At 64.2% G+C, this 19,586-nt stretch carries 21 protein-coding genes; 7 read left to right on the top strand and 14 right to left on the bottom strand.

The annotated features are described in order from the left end of the window. The first annotated feature begins 61 nt into the window (after positions 1–61). On the top strand, positions 62–1,405 hold the full coding sequence (locus IVB31_RS17950) for a histidine kinase (protein ID WP_247324643.1): 1,344 nt from the start codon (positions 62–64) through the stop codon (positions 1,403–1,405). Here IVB31_RS17950 and IVB31_RS17945 read toward each other — a convergent pair. The 9 genes from IVB31_RS17945 to coxB form a co-directional block, all read right to left on the bottom strand. Continuing rightward, positions 1,402–1,767, bottom strand: coding sequence for a nuclear transport factor 2 family protein (locus tag IVB31_RS17945; protein ID WP_247324642.1), 366 nt, complete (start codon positions 1,765–1,767; stop codon positions 1,402–1,404). The two genes, IVB31_RS17950 and IVB31_RS17945, sit on opposite strands and share 4 nt — an antisense overlap. A gap of 115 nt (positions 1,768–1,882) precedes the next feature. Beyond that, positions 1,883–2,635 (bottom strand): SURF1 family protein, encoded by a 753-nt coding sequence (locus IVB31_RS17940; protein ID WP_247324640.1) that lies wholly within the window; start codon positions 2,633–2,635, stop codon positions 1,883–1,885. Beyond that, positions 2,632–3,033, bottom strand: a complete 402-nt coding sequence (locus IVB31_RS17935) for a DUF983 domain-containing protein (protein WP_247324638.1) — start codon at positions 3,031–3,033, stop codon at positions 2,632–2,634. Before IVB31_RS17935 ends, IVB31_RS17940 begins: the two co-directional genes overlap by 4 nt. Positions 3,034–3,132: 99 nt before the next feature. After that, entirely contained in the window at positions 3,133–3,990 is an 858-nt protein-coding gene (locus tag IVB31_RS17930) for a cytochrome c oxidase subunit 3 (protein WP_247324636.1), read from the bottom strand. A 79-nt stretch (positions 3,991–4,069) separates the two neighbouring features. Then, on the bottom strand, positions 4,070–4,720 hold the full coding sequence (locus IVB31_RS17925) for a cytochrome c oxidase assembly protein (RefSeq protein WP_247324634.1): 651 nt from the start codon (positions 4,718–4,720) through the stop codon (positions 4,070–4,072). Between the two features lie 5 nt (positions 4,721–4,725). After that, entirely contained in the window at positions 4,726–4,902 is a 177-nt protein-coding gene (locus IVB31_RS17920; protein WP_247324632.1) for a CoxF protein, read from the bottom strand. Next, positions 4,899–5,843, bottom strand: a complete 945-nt coding sequence (locus tag IVB31_RS17915) for a heme o synthase (RefSeq protein WP_247324630.1) — start codon at positions 5,841–5,843, stop codon at positions 4,899–4,901. Before IVB31_RS17915 ends, IVB31_RS17920 begins: the two co-directional genes overlap by 4 nt. Positions 5,844–5,903: 60 nt before the next feature. Next, complete coding sequence (gene ctaD, locus IVB31_RS17910; protein ID WP_247324629.1) at positions 5,904–7,529, bottom strand: cytochrome c oxidase subunit I; 1,626 nt, start codon at positions 7,527–7,529, stop codon at positions 5,904–5,906. Between the two features lie 87 nt (positions 7,530–7,616). Continuing rightward, entirely contained in the window at positions 7,617–8,459 is an 843-nt protein-coding gene (gene coxB / locus IVB31_RS17905) for a cytochrome c oxidase subunit II (protein ID WP_247324628.1), read from the bottom strand. Between the two features lie 440 nt (positions 8,460–8,899). Between coxB and IVB31_RS17900 the strand changes: the two genes are divergently transcribed. After that, on the top strand, positions 8,900–9,457 hold the full coding sequence (locus tag IVB31_RS17900; RefSeq protein WP_247324627.1) for an invasion associated locus B family protein: 558 nt from the start codon (positions 8,900–8,902) through the stop codon (positions 9,455–9,457). A 60-nt stretch (positions 9,458–9,517) separates the two neighbouring features. On the opposite strand, the gene IVB31_RS17895 is transcribed toward IVB31_RS17900, so the two are convergent. Further along, the gene (locus IVB31_RS17895; protein ID WP_247324618.1) at positions 9,518–10,006 is read right to left on the bottom strand and encodes a GNAT family N-acetyltransferase; all 489 of its coding nucleotides are present in this window, start codon (positions 10,004–10,006) and stop codon (positions 9,518–9,520) included. Between the two features lie 88 nt (positions 10,007–10,094). On the opposite strand from IVB31_RS17895, the gene tldD reads away from it, so the two are divergent. The 3 genes from tldD (at position 10,095) to IVB31_RS17880 (ending at position 12,770) form a co-directional block, all read left to right on the top strand. Beyond that, complete coding sequence (gene tldD, locus IVB31_RS17890) at positions 10,095–11,522, top strand: metalloprotease TldD (protein ID WP_247324616.1); 1,428 nt, start codon at positions 10,095–10,097, stop codon at positions 11,520–11,522. Then, a complete protein-coding gene (gene lepB / locus IVB31_RS17885; RefSeq protein ID WP_247324611.1) occupies positions 11,519–12,295 on the top strand; it encodes a signal peptidase I in 777 nt (258 codons plus the stop codon). Before tldD ends, lepB begins: the two co-directional genes overlap by 4 nt. Positions 12,296–12,431: 136 nt before the next feature. Then, positions 12,432–12,770 (top strand): MmcQ/YjbR family DNA-binding protein, encoded by a 339-nt coding sequence (locus IVB31_RS17880; protein ID WP_247324606.1) that lies wholly within the window; start codon positions 12,432–12,434, stop codon positions 12,768–12,770. 138 nt (positions 12,771–12,908) lie between these two features. Here IVB31_RS17880 and IVB31_RS17875 read toward each other — a convergent pair whose 3' ends face one another. From IVB31_RS17875 to IVB31_RS17865, 3 genes are all read right to left on the bottom strand, one after another. Continuing rightward, a complete protein-coding gene (locus tag IVB31_RS17875; protein ID WP_247324605.1) occupies positions 12,909–13,469 on the bottom strand; it encodes a PAN domain-containing protein in 561 nt (186 codons plus the stop codon). 108 nt (positions 13,470–13,577) lie between these two features. After that, positions 13,578–14,948: a glutamate--cysteine ligase gene (locus IVB31_RS17870; RefSeq protein WP_247324602.1), complete on the bottom strand. Its 1,371-nt coding sequence runs from the start codon at positions 14,946–14,948 to the stop codon at positions 13,578–13,580. Between the two features lie 99 nt (positions 14,949–15,047). Next, on the bottom strand, positions 15,048–15,545 hold the full coding sequence (locus IVB31_RS17865) for a MarR family winged helix-turn-helix transcriptional regulator (protein ID WP_247324600.1): 498 nt from the start codon (positions 15,543–15,545) through the stop codon (positions 15,048–15,050). Positions 15,546–15,671: 126 nt separating this feature from the next. On the opposite strand from IVB31_RS17865, the gene gstA reads away from it, so the two are divergent. Together gstA and IVB31_RS17855 are read left to right on the top strand one after the other, a co-directional pair. Further along, positions 15,672–16,286 (top strand): glutathione transferase GstA, encoded by a 615-nt coding sequence (gstA, locus tag IVB31_RS17860; RefSeq protein ID WP_247324599.1) that lies wholly within the window; start codon positions 15,672–15,674, stop codon positions 16,284–16,286. 224 nt (positions 16,287–16,510) lie between these two features. Beyond that, a complete protein-coding gene (locus tag IVB31_RS17855) occupies positions 16,511–16,819 on the top strand; it encodes a hypothetical protein (protein ID WP_247324596.1) in 309 nt (102 codons plus the stop codon). Positions 16,820–17,294: 475 nt separating this feature from the next. On the opposite strand, the gene IVB31_RS17850 is transcribed toward IVB31_RS17855, so the two are convergent. Next, complete coding sequence (locus IVB31_RS17850; RefSeq protein ID WP_247324595.1) at positions 17,295–19,508, bottom strand: FAD-dependent oxidoreductase; 2,214 nt, start codon at positions 19,506–19,508, stop codon at positions 17,295–17,297. Positions 19,509–19,586: the final 78 nt, after the last annotated feature.

Below are 19,586 nucleotides of genomic sequence, written 5' to 3'. Positions count from 1 at the left end.
ATAAACCGCCGGGAACAAATGGAAAGAGCAAAACCGGCCAATGCGCGTTAGAATTGACCTAATGTGGCAACGCCTCTCGTTCAGGACCCAATTGTTTCTGCCGCTCGGCATGAGCTTCCTCGCCGCGCTGATCATGGGCGGCGTGCTGCTCCAGACCTTCACAACCGACCAACTGGCCGACGAGAACGAGCCGGCGCGGCGTTTGACCCGAACGGTGGCCGCGGCGCTCAACGACACCCTGCGCAGCTCGAACAATCCGCAGCAGACCCTCGAGGCCTTTGTCCACTCTCTGGACATCTCCTCCGATATCCAATTCCGGGCTGTGGCAGGGGGTCCTAAGCCCTCAGCGAGGGACGGCCTGCGCAGGCCGCATGGCGTGCCGCGATGGTTTGTCGATCGGCTCACCATTCCGGATATGGGCGTGGCAGTTCCGGTCATGATCGACGACCAGCGGGTCGGCGATCTCGTCTTTCTGCCGGACCTGTCGGCCGATCTGTTCGAGAAGTGGATCGGCTTTCTAGCGCTCACCAGCCTCATCGCAATGCTGATGGTGCTCACCGGCACCATTGCCTATGTGTTCGCGGGATCGGCCCTGCGTCCGCTGCAATATCTCGCCGAAGGGCTGACGCGGTTACGGGGCGGCGACTACGCAACGCCGATCCCGGTCGCCGGACCGCCGGAAATCCGGCAAAGCTGCGAGGAGGCCAATGCGCTGGCCGCGACGCTGGCGCAATTGAGCCAGGACAATCGCGACCTGCTGCACCGCCTGGTGTCGCTCCAGGACGACGAGCGGCGCGATCTCGCGCGCGAACTGCACGACGAGCTCGGCCCGCTGCTGTTCGGCATCCGCGCCGGCACGATCGCGTTGGTCGAGGCCTCGCCTTCGGCAGGAGATCTGGGCAGTTCGGCTCAGGAGGTGTTGCAATCAGTCGAGGCGCTGCAGCAGACCAACCGCCGTATCCTCGACCGGTTGCGGCCACTCTACATCGAGGAACTGGGCCTGGAGACCAGCGTGCAGACGCTACTCCGTAACTTTCGCAGGCAGGCACCGCATATCGGCCTGACGGACACGATCGATCCTGCGCTGAACGAGATCGACGGACCGCTGGCCCAGACCGTCTATCGCCTGATTCAGGAGGCGCTGACCAACGTGCTGCGCCATGCCGGAGCCAGCAACGCCCATGTGCAGGCGACAATTGCCGGCGAGGTGCTCACCATCGAGATCTCCGACAACGGTAGCGGCTTTCCCGAGGACAACGTCTTCGGCCGCGGCCTGACCGGCATGCATGAGCGCGTGCGCGCGCTCAGCGGATCGCTGTCACTGCTGCGCGCGGACGAACGAACCTATGTGCGCTGCCGCCTTCCCGCCGAACCGGCACGCGAGGCGCCAGTCGCGGCTAGCTAGCACGCGCAGCCGCTGTGCGCGTTCTGTCGCGCCGGCTCGCACAATGTGCTGTAGATCTTGCCTTCGGAGCTGAAGCAAAACGAGGCGCGAATGCGCAGCGCGCCGGCGACGGAATATTCGAGATCGACGCCGTGGGCCACGGGATTGATCTCTTCCAGGCCGAAGCCTGCCGACGAGAAGGTGCTGAGCCGCGGTCCCCAATAGGCTTCGAGCTCGCCCCGGCCGCGATAATGCTGCGTGCCATTGCACGTGCATTCGACCTGGGCGTCGTCTGCATAGAGGTCGAGCAGCGTCGCGAGGTCGCCATTGCGGCAGGCGTCCACCCAGTCGACGACAATTCCCATCTGGTCGAAATCGCTCACGCCAAAATCCTGACTGCCGCGAAAATTTCCTGCGGCTTAGGGCCACACTCGTGAATATGCGCTGAATAATAAACCCCGGGCGATACCGGGTTCCCTCCGGAAACCTACGGATATTTCAAGCCGGGCGCCGTCCCCTCACCCAGACGCCGAACGCGATCAGCACCGCGCCCGCGAGCGCGAACCAGGTGATGGCGTATTGCAGATGATCGTCCTTGAGATGCACGTCGAGCGGCCCAGGACGCGGGATGCCATTCTCCGGCGCGGGGTGTTCCAGATCGATGTAGAACGGCGCAACCGCGCCCCAGCCGAGCGCACTTGCGATCGCCAGATGATCGCGCACGAACCACAGCCGCTTGTCGCGATTCTCGGCGGGCGTCATCCAGCTCGGCGGCTCTGGAAAGCGAAGATAGCCGGTGAGCATGACAGGCGCGCCGGTCACGAGCTTCTTCACCGCGCGATCCTCGACGCTGCGGTCCTGCATGGTGTTCTCGACGAAGCCCGCATCGATCACGACCACCTCGCCGGTTGGAAGCCGCGCCGGCAGGAACGCCCAGGTGCCGGGGCTCGAGGCGTCCTTGCGCACGGCGGATCCGGAGGAATAGACCATCGCATCGGGCAGGGCTGCGTAAGTCGCAGTCAAGCTGACGCGGCGGAATTCGTCGCGCGCGGGCTTGAGCGCGGCCCATTGCGCCGGTGGCGGCAGCGCGACCGGTGCCTCCGCAAGGCGCTCGGTGAGTGCGGCAACGAGGTCGTGCTTGGCGGTCCGGCGCTGCAATTGCCAGAGGCCGAGCGCGACGCAGATCGCGGCCAGGAAGAGCGTGAACAGCGCGAAGCCGGCCACGCGGGGCTTGCGCGCGGTCTCGTTCATTTCGCGCGGTCGACCAGCCGGCCCGGCGCCGCCTTGTGATGGAATTGCAGCGCGATCAGCAGCGACTTCATCGCGCGCAGCGGCAATAGCGTGGTGGCGAGGATCAGCGGCAGCCACAGCACCGCGTGCAGCCAGTACGGCGGCTGATACTTGACCTCGACGACGAGCGCGCAGCCGACCACGATCGCACCGGCCAGCATGATGATGAAGATCGCCGGACCGTCGCCGGTGTCGATGAAGGCATAGTCGAGGCCGCAACGGTCGCAGGAAGGCGCGAGCGTCAGGAAGCCCGCATAGAGCTTGCCCTGGCCGCAACGCGGACATTTGCAGGCAAGCCCGCGCAGCGCGCTTTGCAGGACGGTGGTCTCAGGCTCGGACGGGCCGGCAGTGTCGTTCATGATGGCGGACTCTATCACAGTTTCTGCCGCCGCCCGCGGCAGCAGGAAAGCAAAAGGGCGGCCCTGCGGCCGCCCTCGCTCGATCCGATTTCGGCTTGCTCAATGCGCGCCGTGGGCCATGGTCTCGGCGCCGTGTCCCCAGACATAGATGCAGAGGAACAGGAACAGCCAGACCACGTCGACGAAGTGCCAGTACCAGGCGGCGAACTCGAAGCCGAGATGCTGCGTCGGCGAGAAATGGCCGGCATAGGCGCGGAACAGGCAGACCAGCAGGAAGATGGTGCCGACCAGCACGTGGAAACCGTGGAAGCCGGTCGCCATGAAGAAAGTTGCGCCGTAGACGTTGCCGCCGAACGAGAATGCCGCGTGGCTGTACTCATAGGCCTGCACGCAGGTGAAGAGCGCGCCGAGCACGACGGTGAGGATCAGGCCATATTTCAGGCCCTGGCGATCGTTCTCGAGCAGCGCATGGTGGGCCCAGGTCACCGTGGTGCCTGATGTCAGCAGGATCAGCGTGTTCAGAAGCGGCAGATGCCAGGGATCGAAGGTCTCGATGCCCTTCGGCGGCCATACGCCGCCGAACAGGGCTTCGCGGGTCGCATGAACGGCATCGGCCGGGAACAGCGCCGCGTTGAAATAGGCCCAGAACCAGGCGACGAAGAACATCACCTCGGAGGCGATGAACAGGATCATGCCGTAGCGGTGGCTGATCTGTACCACGCGGGTGTGGTCGCCCTTGTACTGGGCTTCCCTGATGACGTCGCCCCACCAGCTCGCCATGGTGTAGAGCACGCCGACGGTGCCGACGCCGAAGATGATCGGCGCAGCCGAGAACATGTGGTGCATCCAGGTGATCGCGCCGACCGCCATGATGAAGGCCGAGATCGAGCCGACGACGGGCCACGGGGAGGGATCGACCAGATGGTAGTCGTGATGCTTGGTGTGCGCCGTTGCCATTTGCGGTCTCGCTCCTCAATCCCGTGCCTGTCCGGCACTTATCCCCTTGTTTCCAACCCCGCGGGCGTGCGCCCGGCGATCAGAGATTTCCCTTGCGTTTGTCGTCTTCACTGGCTGCGACCGGCTTCACCACCGGATCGCGCACCGGATAGAACGTGTAGGACAGCGTGATGGTGTTGAGCCCGTCGTTCTCGTGGTCGTCGGCGATCGACGGATCGACGTAGAACACGACGGGCATCTCGCGCGTCTCGCCGGGCGCCATGGTCTGCTCGGTGAAGCAGAAGCAGTTGATCTTCTGGAAATAGGATCCGACCGTCAGCGGCGCGACATTGTAGGCGGCCTGGCCTGCGGTGGTCCGCGCGGCCTGATTGGTCACGGTGTAAAAGACAGTCACGACCTGGCCGATATTGACCTCGATCTCGCTCTGCTCCGGCTCGAACTTCCAGGGCAGGCCGGGCGCGACGTTGGAATCGAAGCGCACCGCGATCTTTCGCGCGATGGGACCGCTGGCCGGCGCCGAGATCGCCACCTGGGTCGTGCCGTTGAAGCCGGTGGCGCGGCAGAACCAGTTGTAGAACGGCACCGCCGCGTAGGAGGCGCCGACCATCAGCGCGACCACGCCGCCGCAGATCGAGGCGACCAGCACATCGCGGCCAAGACCCCCAAAAGGCCCACGCCCCTTTTTGGCCGTCCGGCTCTGATCCCGCGATATGGTGGGCTCTCGGTCCATCTTCCCTACATCGGCCGGATGAGCACGGCCGGTCCCTTGACCATGGTGACGGCGAAGAACAGCACCACGAGCACGCCGAGCGCCAAAGCAATGGCGATGGAGCGCTGACGACGGCTCTTCTTCTGCGCCTCGGTGAGGACGATTCCGTCTATCTCGGGTTTGTCGGCCATCCCTGTGATCATGCGCCCCCTGCCATCGGAGCAAGCGCCCGGAACACGACCTCGGCCAGCAGGGTCGCGAACAGCGCGAACAGGTAAAGAATGGAGAACGCAAACAGCTTTCGCGTCGCGCGCAGCGATTGGCTGCGCTCGCGGCGGATATAGACGTTGATGGCGAACGCCAGCATGCCGGCGCCGAGGATCAGCGAGACGATGCCGTAGACGGCGTCGAAATATCCGAGCGCCCAGGGCGCAGCGGCGACCGCGATCAGCACGATGGTGTAGAGCAGGATCTGAAGCCGCGTCGCGTCGGGGCCGGCGACATTGGGCAGCATCGGAATGCCGGCGCGCGCGTAATCGTCGGAGCGGAACAGCGCCAGCGCCCAGAAGTGCGGCGGCGTCCAGAAGAAGATGATGGCGAACAGCAGCAGCGGCTCGACATCGACCGTGCCCGTCACCGCGGCCCAGGCCACCACCGGCGGCAGCGCCCCGGCGGCACCGCCGATCACGATGTTTTGCGCGGTCCAGCGCTTCAGGCCGATCGTGTAGATCACGACGTAGAAGAAGATGGTGAAGGCGAGCAGCGCGCCCGCGATCCAGTTGACGAGGATGCCGAGCGTCATCACCGAGAAGAAGGCGAGCGTCATGCCGAAGGCCATCGCCTCGGGACGGGTGATGCGGCCGCGTGGAATCGGCCGGTTCGCCGTGCGCGACATCTTGGCGTCGATGTCGCCTTCGAGCGCCATGTTGAGCGCCCCGGAGGCGCCGGCACCGACGGCGATGCAGAGCAGCGAGGTGATCGCCAGCACCCAGTGGAAATGCCCGGGCGCCATCGCCATTCCGACCAGCGCGGTAAAGATCACCAGCGACATCACGCGCGGTTTCAGGAGCGCGATGTAGTCGCCAACCTCCGCTTCGGAGATGCGGGGATTGATGTCGACGGCGTTGTGGTCGAGGACGGACACTAATTTAACTCGCTTTGTTGTAGAGCCGCGGCGCCCGTCACGGGCGCCGCGGGAGTTGGCTTACTGCACGCGGGGCAGCACTTCGAACTGGTGGAAGGGCGGCGGCGAGGGCAGCGTCCATTCCAGCGTGGTCGCACCCGCGCCCCACGGATTGTCGCCTGCCGGCACCTTCTTCGCGAAGGCGTCGATCACGCAATAGAGGAAGATCAGCACGCCGAAGCCGGAGATGTAGGAACCGAGCGACGAGATCAGGTTCCAGCCGGCGAAGGCATCGGGATAGTCGACATAGCGGCGCGGCATGCCCGACAGGCCGAGGAAGTGCTGCGGGAAGAACACCAAATTGACGCCGATGAAGGTGACCCAGAAGTGCGCCTTGGCCAGCGTCTCGCTGTACATATAGCCCGACATCTTCGGGAACCAGTAGTACCAGCCGGCAAAGATCCCGAACACCGCGCCGAGCGACAGCACGTAGTGGAAGTGCGCGACGACATAGTAGGTTTCCTGCAGCACGCGATCGACGCCCGCGTTCGCCAGCACGACGCCGGTGACGCCGCCGACCGTGAACAGGAAGATGAAGCCCACGGCCCAGATCATCGGGGCGCGGAACTCGATCGAGCCGCCCCACATCGTGGCGATCCACGAAAAGATCTTCACGCCGGTCGGAACGGCGATGACCATCGTCGCCGCGACGAAATAGGCCTGCGTCGCCGAGGACATGCCGACCGTGTACATGTGGTGCGCCCACACCACGAAGCCGATGCCGCCGATCGCGACCATGGCGTAGGCCATGCCGAGATAGCCGAATACGGGCTTGCGCGAGAAGGTCGAGACGATCTGGCTGACCATGCCGAAAGCCGGCAGGATCAGGATGTACACTTCGGGGTGGCCGAAGAACCAGAACAGATGCTGGAACAGCACGGGGTCGCCGCCGCCCTCCGGCGCGAAGAACGTCGTGCCGAAATTGCGGTCGGTGAGCAGCATGGTGATCGCGCCGGCGAGCACCGGCAGCGACAACAGCAGCAGGAACACCGTCACCAGGATCGACCACACGAACAGCGGCATCTTGTGCAGGGTCATTCCCGGCGCGCGCATGTTGAAGATGGTGGTGATGAAGTTGATGGCGCCGAGGATCGACGAGGCGCCCGCCAGATGCAGCGACAGGATCGCGAAGTCGACGGCCGGGCCCGGATGACCGGAGCTCGATAGCGGCACGTACATGGTCCAGCCGGCGCCGACACCGTTGGCACCCGGCTCACCCTCGACGAAGGTCGACATCAGCAGCAGCGCGAAGGAGGCCGGCAGCAACCAGAACGAGATGTTGTTCATGCGCGGGAACGCCATGTCGGGCGCGCCGATCATCAGCGGAACGAACCAGTTGCCGAAGCCGCCGATCATCGCCGGCATGACCATGAAGAAGATCATGATCAGGCCGTGAGAGGTCACGAACACATTGTAGGTGTGCGTCTCGTGGAAGATCTGCACGCCCGGATACATCAGCTCGGCCCGGATCGCGATCGACATCGCGGCACCGATGACGCCGGCGATGACCGCGAAGATCAGGTACATCGTGCCGATGTCCTTGTGGTTGGTCGAATAGACGTAGCGGCGCCATCCGGTCGGATGGGCGTGCTCGTCATGTCCGTGGTCTTGCGCGTGATCGCCGTGTGCCGCTGCGCTCGTTGCCATTTTCAAATCCTGCCTTGCGTCCCGTTCGGACCTTTGAAGGTCCCGCCCTTTATGTCGCTTCAGTCTCCGCGAGCCTTCGCCCGGCGCCTACTGCGTCGGGCCGGCCGCGGAGGCGAAAGTGCCGGTGCCGCCGCTCGCATATTTCTTCTTCGCCGTCTCAACCCAGGAGGCGAACTCCTGATCTTCCACGACGCGGATCGCGATCGGCATGAAGGCGTGGTCCTTGCCGCAGAGCTCCGAGCACTGGCCGTAGAACATGCCGGTCTTGGTGGCCTTGAACCAGGTCTCGTTCAGCCGGCCCGGGATGGCGTCGATCTTGACGCCGAAAGCCGGCAGCGCGAAGGCGTGGATGACGTCGGCGCCGGTGACCTGGACGCGAACCACCTTGTTGACGGGCACCACCATCTCGTTGTCGACGCCGAGCAGACGGGGCTGCTTGTCCTGGGCCATCAGCGAGTCGAACTCGAACTTGCCGTTGTCCGGGTAGGCGTAGGACCAGTACCACTGCTTGCCGGTCGCCTTGATGGTAATATCCGCCTTCGGCACGTCGAGCTCGAGGAACAGCAGGCGGAACGACGGCACCGAGATACCGACCAGAATCAGCACCGGAACCAGCGTCCACGCCACCTCGATCAGCGTGTTGTGGGTGGTCCGCGACGGCACCGGATTGGCCTTCGCGTTGAACTTGACGACCACGACCACGAGCAGCGCCAGGACGAACAGCGTGATCAGCGTGATCAGCACGAACAGGAAATTGTGGAACCAGACGATGTTGTCCATCACCGGGGACGCGGATTGCTGAAGCGTCCACTCCCACGGCGCCGGTTGCCCGAGCTCCGCGGCAAATGCCGCACCGCCCGCGGCCCACGTCAGACCCGCCACGGCCAATCCCAGCAAGTGCCGGCCCACCGGGCCCATCGACATCTTCATGCCGTTCGCGCTCCCCTTACGAAATCCCCAAGTGCATTCCCCTATTTCCGGGAAATGCTTATTCGATCCGCCCCTCTGACAAACCGCCACGCAAGAATACCTCTAAGAGGAATTGGGGCCAGATCGCGAGAACGCCGAAATCAAGCCTCTCAAACCATAATTCTCGATCTATCGCAATGCAGTCTTGAGCCTGCCTGCCAGCCATCACCCGCAAGATATTTCCCAGTAACATCAGACAAAAATACCGTTTCCCGGGATGCCGTGGCTTGACAGCGGAATTGCCCGCGATAGGCACTGGCAGACAGCCGCACAGGAACCTGATTCGTGCGGGCGACAGCGGCCGTGGCGGCGTGGAATTTGCTTGCGAATCGCCTTCAAGACGCCGTCATTCCCGTATCAGTCCGCCAAATGCGACCCAGGCGAGCAAAGGGACCGACCCGATGGGGTTTTCGAGATGGATGGCAAGGGTGGCTACGAGGCAGGCTAGCGGCCTCACGATGCCGGCTGCCCTGCTGGCGGCGGCCGTTATGGCGGTTTTCGTCCTGGCGCTCCCTGACCTTGCCCATGCGCAGGGCGCGGTGCGCTCCGTCCATGGCGACTGGCAGATCCGCTGCGATACCCCGCCGGGCGCCCAGAGCGAGCAATGCGCCCTGATCCAGAGCGTGGTCGCCGAAGACCGCTCCAATGCCGGCCTGACCGTGATCGTGCTCAAGACCGCCGACCAGAAGAGCCGCCTGATGCGGGTGGTCGCCCCGCTCGGCGTCCTCCTGCCCTCCGGCCTCGGACTGAAGCTCGACAACCAGGACGTCGGCCGCGCCGGCTTCGTCCGCTGCCTGCCCAATGGCTGCGTCGCCGAAGTCGTCATGGACGACAAGCTGCTCGGCCAGCTCCGCACCGCCAAGACCGCGACCTTCATCATCTTCGAGACCCCCGAAGAAGGCATCGGCTTCCCGCTCAGCCTGAACGGGCTCGGCGAGGGCTATGACAAACTGCCGTAGCAGTTTGCAGCCACACTCTCTTCCGACTGGCATCAATGCCGCGGCACATGGCCGATCGCGCTAAAACAACCGCGCCATCAGGACCACATTCCCGTACACGCCGTCGATCCTGTCGGCGTTGCGCTGCAAGCCCTCGATGACGAAGCCGACCTTTTCATAGAGAGCGATCGCATGTGTGTTGCCTTCGCGAACGGACAGTTCGACCCGCGACAGGCCCGCGGCGCGCGCGGCTGCCAGCGTCTGCTCAATCAGCCAGGTTCCCAGACCCTGGCCTCGAAATGGCTGCAAAAGGCCCATGCCGAGGCTGCCGGCATGGGCATGAATCGGGCGCGAGAACCGCTGGACATCACACCAGCCGACGACGACAGCGCCGGAGAGGGCGACGAATTGCGGATTTCGCTGCGCAATCATGTTGAGGACGAAGCTGCGCGTCGCCTCCAGCGGCGGCGCTTCCAGAAAGGCGAGATAGCGCCGTTCCCGCGCCACCGTATCCAGCGCCTGATGATAGCTTTCGATATGCGCTCCCGATATTGCAATGATTTCAATCATGTTGTTTCCGTAATGTGACAGCCCGCCCCTCGCGGAACCGGTCCAAAACCATTATCTTGCCTCACATCTTCCGATAATGGATGCACGCATGACAAACCCTGCCACAACCTCCCTGCTCGACCGCGCCAATCTCGACCGCGACCAGGTTCGCAACGAGCTTGCGCGCGGGCTTGCCGGTGCCGACGACGGCGAATTGTTCCTGGAATACAGCCAGACCGAAGCGCTGATGTTCGACAATGGGCGGCTGAAGCAGGCGACCTACGACACCTCGCAAGGCTTCGGCCTGCGCGCCGTCAAGGACGACGCGGTCGGCTATGCGCATTCCTCCGACGTGTCGCTGCCGGCGCTGATTCGCGCCGCCGACGCGGTCGCAGCCGTCCGCGGCGGCTATTCGGGCAGCTTCGCCGCCCCGCCAGCGCATACCAACGTGCGGCTTTATAGTGACGACAATCCGCTCGATGCTCCGGGCTTCGAGACGAAAGTAAAACTGCTCGCCGAGATCGACGCCTATCTGCGCGACAAGGATCCGCGGGTGCGGCAGGTCAGCGTCAGCCTCGGCGCGACTTGGCAGGTGGTCGAGATCCTGCGGCCCGACGGCGAGAGCTATCGCGACATCCGCCCACTCGTGCGCGTGAATGTCTCGGTGGTCGCCGGCCAGGGCGACCGCCAGGAGAGCGGCAGCAAGGGCTATGGCGGCCGCGCCGGCTATGCCGAATTCATCGAGAGCAAGAACTGGCGCGACGCCGCCGACGGCGCGCTGCGCGAGGCGCTGGTCAATCTGGAATCGATTCCGGCGCCCGCCGGCGAGATGGACGTGGTGCTCGGGGCCGGCTGGCCCGGGGTGATGCTGCATGAAGCGGTCGGCCATGGCCTCGAGGGCGACTTCAACCGCAAGAAGACGTCGGCGTTTGCAGGCCTGATGGGCCAGCAGGTCGCGGCCAAGGGCGTCACCGTGGTCGACGACGGCACCATTGCCTCGCGGCGCGGCTCGCTCTCGATCGACGACGAGGGCACGCCGACCAACCGCACCGTGCTGATCGAGGACGGCGTCCTGGTCGGCTACATGCAGGACCGTCAGAACGCACGGCTGATGAACATGAAGCCGACCGGCAACGGCCGCCGCCAGGGCTATGCCCATGTGCCGATGCCGCGCATGACCAACACCTACATGCTCGCGGGTGACCGCGATCCGGCCGAGATCCTCGCCTCGGTGAAGAACGGCGTGTTCGCCGCGAATTTCGGCGGCGGCCAGGTCGACATCACCTCGGGCAAATACGTATTCCAGTGCACCGAGGCCTACAAGATCGAGAACGGCAAGTTAGGCGCGCCGTTGAAGGGCGCCATGCTGATCGGCAACGGGCCGACCGACCTGCATCGCATTCGCATGATCGGCAACGACCTCGCGCTCGATACCGGCATTGGGACTTGCGGCAAGAACGGCCAGGGCGTGCCGGTCGGCGTCGGCCAGCCGTCGCTGTTGATGGAACGCATTACAGTGGGTGGAACGGGCGCATGAGCGTTGAGAAAGTAACCGTCACCGCCAAGCCGAAGAGCAGCGGCTGGGGCGGCCAGCTCGTGCAGCTCGCCGGCATCGTCGTCGCGGTGTTCATCGCCAAGGGCGCGTTGGCCGAGCCGTTCTACGTGCCCTCGGGCTCGATGGAGCCGACGCTGCTGATCGGGGACGCGTTGATCGCCTCGAAATTCCCCTACGGCTACGGCACCTCGTCGCTGCCGATCCAGATCAACCTGCCCGAGAGCGGCCGCGTCTTCGCGGAAACGCCGAAGCAAGGCGACGTCGTCGTGTTCCGCTGGCCCGGCGACCGCTCGCAGGCCTGGGTCAAGCGCGTCGTGGGTCTGCCCGGCGATCGCATCCAGTTGCGGCAGGGCCAGCTCTTCATCAACGACCGTCCCGCCGAACTGAAGCCGGACGGCCTTGGAGCTGCCGAGGACGACAATGGCGGCAGCGAGCCCGCCTATCGCTATGTCGAGACGCTGCCGAACGGCGTCTCGCATCTGATCTTCAAGATGCGCGACAACGGTCCGCTCGACAACACGCAGGAAGTGACGGTGCCATCAGGTCATCTCTTCGTGCTCGGCGACAACCGCGACAACTCCGCCGACAGCCGCGTGCCCTTGCGCTCCGGCGGCGTCGGCCTGTTGCCGATCGACAATCTGATCGGTCGCGCCGATGCCGTGCTCGGATCCTGGGATCTCGGCATGCGCGGCCAGCCGGTGTGGACCTGGCTGTCCGGATTTCGCATGGCGCGGTTTTTCACCGCCGTGCATTGATGTCGATCCTCATGGTGAGGAGCGCGTCCTCGCGCGTCTCGAACCATGAGGCGCCGCCCCGATCTCGCCAATGGCCCATCCTTCGAGCAGGCGCTTTCGCGCCTCCTCAGGATGAGGGGGAAATTGGAGTTGGCCGATGACCTTCGACGACGTCAGAAAATTGGCGCTGGCGTGGCCGGAGGTCGAAGACGGCACGTCCTACGGCACGCCGGCGCTCAAGGTTCGTAAGAAGATGCTGGCGCGTTTGAAGGAAGACGGCGACGGCCTGGTGATGCCGGACGTGCCGGTCGACGAGCGCGCGATGTTGGTCGAAAGTCAGCCGAAGATTTTCTATTTCACCGATCACTACGCTGATTACCCGATCGTGCTGATCCGCCTGTCGAAGGCGAAGCGTGCAATCGTCGAGCCGTTGCTGCGACGCCGCTGGCGCGCACTCGCGTCCAAAGCGGCGCGGACGAACTACGATGCAGAGTGAGATGCCGTAGGGTGGGCGAAAACATCCTCCGTCGCTCGAAGAGCGAAGGCGGATGTTTCGCCCACCAATTCTGCCTGCGTGAGGAAAAGTGGTGGGCACGGCGCAAATGCGCCTTTGCCCGCCCCACGGCACAGCCGCCTATCGCACCACGCCCGACGTGAACCCCGCCTTGCGGCGCGGCGGCTTGATTTCCTTTTTCAGGAAACAGCGCGCCTCGCGCCCGGTGTAGCCGGGGCGCGCATAGGTGAAGGCGCGGCATTTGTTGTCGGCGGTGCAGGCGGCCTTGCAGGGCTCTTCGCCTTCGCCGTCCTTGATCTCGAAATTGCGCAAATCGCCGCCGGGGCGGTCGATCGAGGTCTCCACGCCCTCGACGCGCGGCTCGATCACGCCCGCGCCGCGCACACCGGAGATGCAGCAGCTTCCCGGCACGCGCGCCGGCACCGTATTCTTGAGCCAGCATACCGCCGAGCCGCCTTCGACGTCGGGATAGCTGAAGCTCCAGGAGCGGCAGCGGCGGTCGCGCTCGCACTGCAGCGCGCAATCCTCGGGATCGCCCGACGTGACCGGCGTGCTGAAATAGTCTCCGCCAGGCCGATCGAACGCCGTCTGGGCACGCGCAGGCACGCTCGCAAACACGAGCGAAAGCAGCGTGGCGCTTGCCAGGACGCTTGCCATGACGGCCAGGCGGCCCTTCCCCATCGGAACAGCTTTCGAGTTATTGACGACGCTCAGGTTTTTCAGCCGGCCATTTGATCGCCGCAAACCTGTATGGGCGATGAACGGCTCCGGTCCTGCGCGCTTATCGACCTAGAACGCGTATTCCGCGTAGGCCGGTTCCACCGAGCCGTTCCAGGCGCCGTTGAATTTTTCGAGCAGCTCCTCGGCCGGCGTGCGGCCGGAATCGATGATGCGATCGAGCGGCTCCAGATGCCGGGTCTCGTCGCGGCCGAGCTGGTCGATCCGGCCGCGCCGGCGCAGGCCGGCATGTGCCAGAACGAGGCACTCCTTGGCGATCTCGAACAGATAGTGGTCCTTGATCCGCGACTTGAAGCCGAAGCGCGGCACGTCGTCGCGCAGGGCCTGACGCTCAGGCGCGGTCCAGTGCTTCACCAGGTCCCAGGCGGCATCGAGCGACACATCGTCGTAAAGCAGCCCGGCCCAGAACGCCGATAGCGCCGGCAGACGGCCCCACGGGCCACCATCGGAGCCGCGCATCTCGAGATAGCGCTTGAGCCGCACCTCCGGGAAAATCGTCGAAAGATGGTTGGCCCAGTCCGACAGCGTCGGACGTTCGCCGGGCAAATTGTTGTTGCGGCCGTCGAAGAAGGCGCGGAACGAGGAGCCCGAGACGTCGATGTAATCCTCGCCGCGCTTGACGAAGTACATGGGCACGTCGAGCGCGTAGTCGACATAGCGCTCGAAGCCCATGCCGTCCTCGAATGCCCACGGCATCATGCCGGAGCGTGCATTGTCGGTGTCGCGCCAGATCTCGGAGCGGAAGGAGAGGAAGCCGTTCGGCTTGCCTTCGGTGAATGGCGAATTGGCGAACAAGGCGGTCGCGACCGGCTGGAGCGCGAGCGAGACACGCAGCTTCTTGACCATGTCGGCTTCGGAGGAGAAGTCGAGATTGGTCTGCACCGTGCAGGTCCGATACATCATGTCGAGGCCGTACTGGCCGACCTTCGGCATGTAATTGGTCATGATCTTGTAGCGGCCCTTGGGCATCACCGGGATGTCGGCGCGCGACCAGGACGGCGTCATGCCGAGCCCGAGGAAGCCAATGCCGAGCGGCGTTGCGATCTCGCGCACCTGCGCCAGATGCGCCATCAGCTCGCTCTGGGTCTGGTGCACGTTCTCGACCGGCGCACCGGAGAGCTCGAACTGTCCGCCGGGCTCGAGCGAGATCGCGCCGCCGCCGGTGACGTCGTAGAGGCCGATGATGTTGCCCTTCTCCATGATCGGCTCCCAGCCGAGCAGGAGCTTCATGCCTTCGAGCAGCGCGCCAATGCCGCGCGCGCCCTCATAAGGCACCGGACGGTGGCCTTCGAGCGTGAACGGCGTCTTCTCGTGCTCGGTGCCCATGCGGAATTCGGACGGGTCCTTGCAGCCGGCCTCGAACCACGCGACGAGCTCGTCGCGCGATTGCAGCGGCGTCATATCGATCTGGTCTCGCGCCATATCAAACTCTAATCAAAAGCGCTTCGACCGAACGCGCGCGGGTGACAGGGATGGTCCGCGAACCCTGAGGTCGCACGGACGAGCTGGTTTGCCGCGCAATCATCGCAACGGCGTGGTTTCGTTGACGCTGGCGACGGGCGGCAGCTTCATCTCGCCGCACGCGCAGCCCAGGCGATCGAGCAGACCACTGAGCTTGACGGCATCCGCATCGGACAATTTCGAGCCGACATATTTCTCGATCGCGGCCGAATAGGCGCCCCACATCCGCTTCTGCAACTCGCGGCCGGCTTCCGTGATCTCGACGAACTGGCCGCGCTTGTCGATCTTGCATTCGCGCCGGCAGGCGAGGCCCTCGTCGACCAGCCGGTCGATCAGGCGCGATGTCGAATATTGCGGGATCAGCATCTGCCGTTCGAGCTCCACCGGCCGCAATTCGCCCGACGGCGCCCGCGACAGTTCGAGCAGCGCGTCGTACCATGCCAGCGGCGGGAACCCCGCCTTCTTCAGGTCCTGCTCGACGCAGTCGAGCACACGGCTCTGCACCCGCATCAGGCGGATCCAGGCAGAGGTTGCCTCGGTCGATGGTTTCCGTTTCATGGTCCCGCTCAAACTCGTCGCCCGTCTCTTAACCCACTCGATGCACCTGCATCAATCTACACCATTTCAAGCAGATGCATGTAGGCGTTCTTTCGCCCAAGCCAAGCAACAAGAGGAGGAAATTCCATGAAACTTTATTACACGCCCGGCGCCTGCTCCCTGTCCCCGCACATCGCGCTCCTGGAAGCCGGCCTGCCCTATGAACTGGTCAAGGTCGATATCCGGGCCAAGAAGCTCGAAAATGGTGAGGATTATCTGAAGCTGAACCCCAAGGGCCAGGTCCCTGCGCTGGGCCTCGATAGCGGGGAGATCGTGACCGAAGGCCCAGTTATTGTCCAGATGATTGCCGATCAAGCACCCGCCAAGGCGCTGGCACCGGCCCACGGCAGTTCGGAACGCTACAAGCTGCTGGAGTGGCTGAACTTCCTGACCTCGGAGGTGCACAAGAGCTTCGGTCCGCTGTTCGCGCCGGCCCTGAACGACGAGGCCAAGGCCTTCTTCAAGGACCGCGTCATGGGCAAGCTGAAATACATCGACAGCCAGCTCGCCGGCCGCGACTACCTCATGGGCAAGCAGTTCACGGTGGCCGACGGCTATCTGTTCACGATGCTGACCTGGGGCGAGCGGATGAAGTTCGACCTCTCGACGATGCCGAACCTGACGGCCTACAAGGCCCGCGTCGCAGCGCGGCCGCAGGTGCAGGAAGCGCTAAAGAAGGAAGGACTGAGCCAGGCCGCCTGAGACGCGACAGCGATCAATCTCCGAAGGGCCGGGGCCACGATCCGGCCCTTTTTGCTGCCCTCACCGCGCAGCGCGAAACCACTACGGCGGATCATCGTACCTCGCATTAGACTTATGAATGACTGTTCGCCAAACGTAAGTAGTGCTGTCTTGTCACCACCCGCAAAGCGGGCGATTTTGATGGAATTGATTGAAGAATATTTGGACTCGCATCGGAGTTGAACTTGGCGATTGCCTTCGTCCTGATCGTTGCAAGCGCGTTGGCGGGAATAGCGACGGGTTACGTTTTCAGGGTCTGGGCGCTGGTTGTGATCTCGCCGTCAATGGCAGTTTTCTGGGCGATAATCCTGCGCGTGTACGAGTTCGGGATGATGGCGGGTGTGACCGTCATAGCCATCTGCCTCGCCGTCTGCCAGCTCGCCTATTTCGCGGCAGCCTATGTGCTGCACACGCGTGGCGCCTCATCCCATGACGAAATCGACGGCGAGCCAGGCGAGACCGGCGAGCAGAAAATCGGCAGCCAGCACAAGTAAGGCCAAAGCGGCCCAAAGCACCGGCCCCTTGCGGCGCAGGCGCGCCGGCTTCTGTTGCGGCGAGAGGCGGCCGTTTGCGGACGCAACGGCATGTTTCGCCGTCAGATCGCGACCAAGCGCGGTCTTCCGCAGCACCGAAGAGTTCATCAAGGACACTTTCTTATTTTGCTTATTTTGCTGCAACTTGCCGATGGATCGGCAAGCGTCCCAACGGGGGGGGGTTCGTGAGGCTGACCCGGAGCAAGACTAGTGCCAGGGCCGAGCAAAAGAACGGCGCAGCTTTGACGCGCCTGTGACAATTGCGCGACGCCGCGGCAACGGGACTCTGCCACGGTTCCTACGCGAGTTCTGAGACGGGTTCCACAAACCGGGACCATTCTGACGCAACCGTGATGGGCTGCCCAAAACTGCGAAAAGGCCGGATCGAGGATCCGGCCTTTCGTATTTTTCCATCCCGGCTGCGCGTTTCCGAGAATCAGGCCGCGGCCTTCTTCGGGGCGAAGCGGCCGTAGAAGGTTTCTCCCTTCGCGGCCATCTCCTCGAGCAGCTTCGGCGGGGTGAAGCGCGAGCCGTATTTCGCCTCCAGCCTGTGGCAGAGTTCGACGAATTTCTTCGTGCCCATGAAGTCGATGTAGGACAGCGTCCCGCCGGTGAACGGCGCGAAGCCGAAGCCGAGGATCGAGCCGACATCCGCCTCGCGCGGATCGACGATGACGTGATCCTCCACGGTACGCGCGGCTTCCACCGCCTGCACCACCAGGAAGCGCTGTTTCAGCTCCTCGACGTCGAGCGTGTCGGGGTCGAGCTGCTTCGGCTGCAGCGCGGACAGCCCCGGCCACAGGCTCTTCTGGCCCTTGCCCTTCTCGGGGTAATCGTAAAAACCCTTGCTGTTCTTGCGGCCGAGCCGGCCCTGCTTCTCGACCAGCTCCACCATCAGCTTCTTCTGATCGGGATTGATGGCGTTGGGGCCGAGGTCGGCTTCGGTCGCCTTCATGATCTTGAGCCCGAGGTCGAGCGCGACCTCGTCCGAGAGCGAGAGCGGGCCGACCGGCATGCCGGCCATCTTGGCGCAGTTCTCGATCATCGCCGGCGGCACGCCTTCGAGGAACATCTCGTTGCCCTCGGCGACGTAGCGGCCGACGCAACGGTTGGCAAAGAAGCCGCGGCTGTCGTTGACGACGATCGGCGTCTTGCCGATCTGCCGGACGTAGTCGAGCGCGGTCGCGAGCGCGAGATCGCCGGTGTTCTTGCCCTTGATGATCTCGACCAGCATCATCTTCTCGACCGGCGAGAAGAAGTGGATGCCGACGAACCTGCCCTGGTCCTTGAAGCCCTCGGCCAGCGAGGTGATCGGCAGCGTCGAGGTGTTCGACGCGAAGATCACGTCCGGCTTCATGTGCTCCTGTGCCTTGGCAAAGGTATCCGCCTTGACCTTGCGGTCCTCGAACACGGCTTCGATGACGAGGTCGACGTCCTTCAGCGCGGCATAGTCGGCGGTCGGCGTGATGCGGGCGAGCAGGGCTTCGGCATCGCCGGGCTTGGCGCGGCCCTTCTTGATCTGCTCCTCGATCACCTTTTGCGCATGCGCCTTGCCCTTGTCGGCGCTCTCCTGGTCGCGATCGATCAGGACGACGTCGAGGCCGGCACGGGCCGAAACGTAGCCGACGCTCGCGCCCATGAAGCCGGCGCCGATCACGGCGATCTTCTTCACCTTGGTCGGCGGCACATCCTTTGGACGGCGCGCGCCCTTGTTCAACTCCTGCATCGACAGGAACAGGCTACGGATCATCGCCGCCGCTTCCTTCGAACGCAGCACAGACGTGAAGTAGCGCGACTCCACCCGCAGCGCGGCGTCGATCGGCAGTTGGAGACCCTCATAGACGCAGCTCATGATCGCGCGCGCGGCCGGATAATTGTCGTAGGTCTCGCGGCGATAGATCGCGTTGCCGGCCGGGAACATCATCATCCCGGCCTTGGAGAACACCGGGCCGCCCGGGAGCTTGAAGCCTTTCTCGTCCCAGGGCGCGACGGCCTTGCCGCCGCCCTTGATCCAGTCCTTCGCCGCCTTGACGAGGTCAGCAGCGGGAACGATGGCGTGGATCAAATTCAGCGCCTTGGCTTTCTCGACCGTGACCGGATCGCCCTTGAGCAGGATCGTCATCGCGTCCTGCGGCGGCACCAGGCGCGGCACGCGCTGCGTGCCGCCGGCGCCCGGGAACAGGCCGACCTTGACCTCCGGCAGGCCGAGGCGGGTCTTGGGATTCTCCGCGGCGACGCGATAGTGACAGCACAGCGTGATCTCGAAGCCGCCGCCGAGCGCGAGGCCGTTGATCGCCGCCGCCCACGGCTTGCCGGAGGTTTCGATTCCGCGAAGCACCTGCGAGAAGCGCCGGCTCTGCTCGAACAGCATCTGGTTCGCGGCGGTCTCGCCCTGCTCCTTGAAGACCTTTGCGTAGGCCTGGTTCATGCCTTCGAGCATGGACAGGTCGGCGCCGGCGCAGAAGGCGTCCTTGGCAGAGGTGATGACAACGCCCTTCACCGCGGCGTCGCCGGTCGTCTCCTTGACGATCGCCTCGAGCTCGTTGGTCGAGGTGTCGTCGAGCACGTTCATCGAACGGCCCGGGATGTCCCAGGTGACGAGCGCGATGCCGTCGGAATCGGTCTCAACCTTGAAATTCTTGTAAGCCATGTTGGTTGCTCCTCGGTGCCGCAGCCGATCTCAGGCGCGGCGGTTGATCTGGATCTCGTAGGGTGGATTAGCCGAACG

The sequence above is a fragment of the Bradyrhizobium sp. 21 genome (assembly GCF_023073335.1).
GTDB lineage: Bacteria > Pseudomonadota > Alphaproteobacteria > Rhizobiales > Xanthobacteraceae > Bradyrhizobium.
This window is presented reverse-complemented; position numbering and strand designations above follow the sequence as displayed.

What these genes read in the sequence shown, in the direction of transcription:
- IVB31_RS17900 (WP_247324627.1), top strand. Translation starts at nt 8,900, where the DNA reads ATGGGGTTTTCGAGATGGATGGCAAGGGTGGCTACGAGGCAGGCTAGC.
- IVB31_RS17875 (WP_247324605.1), bottom strand. Translation starts at nt 13,469, where the DNA reads ATGGGGAAGGGCCGCCTGGCCGTCATGGCAAGCGTCCTGGCAAGCGCC.
- ctaD (WP_247324629.1), bottom strand. Translation starts at nt 7,529, where the DNA reads ATGGCAACGAGCGCAGCGGCACACGGCGATCACGCGCAAGACCACGGA.
- IVB31_RS17940 (WP_247324640.1), bottom strand. Translation starts at nt 2,635, where the DNA reads ATGAACGAGACCGCGCGCAAGCCCCGCGTGGCCGGCTTCGCGCTGTTC.
- IVB31_RS17950 (WP_247324643.1), top strand. Translation starts at nt 62, where the DNA reads ATGTGGCAACGCCTCTCGTTCAGGACCCAATTGTTTCTGCCGCTCGGC.
- IVB31_RS17935 (WP_247324638.1), bottom strand. Translation starts at nt 3,033, where the DNA reads ATGAACGACACTGCCGGCCCGTCCGAGCCTGAGACCACCGTCCTGCAA.
- IVB31_RS17920 (WP_247324632.1), bottom strand. Translation starts at nt 4,902, where the DNA reads ATGATCACAGGGATGGCCGACAAACCCGAGATAGACGGAATCGTCCTC.
- coxB (WP_247324628.1), bottom strand. Translation starts at nt 8,459, where the DNA reads ATGAAGATGTCGATGGGCCCGGTGGGCCGGCACTTGCTGGGATTGGCC.
- IVB31_RS17930 (WP_247324636.1), bottom strand. Translation starts at nt 3,990, where the DNA reads ATGGCAACGGCGCACACCAAGCATCACGACTACCATCTGGTCGATCCC.
- IVB31_RS17865 (WP_247324600.1), bottom strand. Translation starts at nt 15,545, where the DNA reads ATGAAACGGAAACCATCGACCGAGGCAACCTCTGCCTGGATCCGCCTG.
- gstA (WP_247324599.1), top strand. Translation starts at nt 15,672, where the DNA reads ATGAAACTTTATTACACGCCCGGCGCCTGCTCCCTGTCCCCGCACATC.
- lepB (WP_247324611.1), top strand. Translation starts at nt 11,519, where the DNA reads ATGAGCGTTGAGAAAGTAACCGTCACCGCCAAGCCGAAGAGCAGCGGC.
- IVB31_RS17880 (WP_247324606.1), top strand. Translation starts at nt 12,432, where the DNA reads ATGACCTTCGACGACGTCAGAAAATTGGCGCTGGCGTGGCCGGAGGTC.
- IVB31_RS17850 (WP_247324595.1), bottom strand. Translation starts at nt 19,508, where the DNA reads ATGGCTTACAAGAATTTCAAGGTTGAGACCGATTCCGACGGCATCGCG.
- IVB31_RS17895 (WP_247324618.1), bottom strand. Translation starts at nt 10,006, where the DNA reads ATGATTGAAATCATTGCAATATCGGGAGCGCATATCGAAAGCTATCAT.
- IVB31_RS17925 (WP_247324634.1), bottom strand. Translation starts at nt 4,720, where the DNA reads ATGGACCGAGAGCCCACCATATCGCGGGATCAGAGCCGGACGGCCAAA.
- IVB31_RS17870 (WP_247324602.1), bottom strand. Translation starts at nt 14,948, where the DNA reads ATGGCGCGAGACCAGATCGATATGACGCCGCTGCAATCGCGCGACGAG.
- tldD (WP_247324616.1), top strand. Translation starts at nt 10,095, where the DNA reads ATGACAAACCCTGCCACAACCTCCCTGCTCGACCGCGCCAATCTCGAC.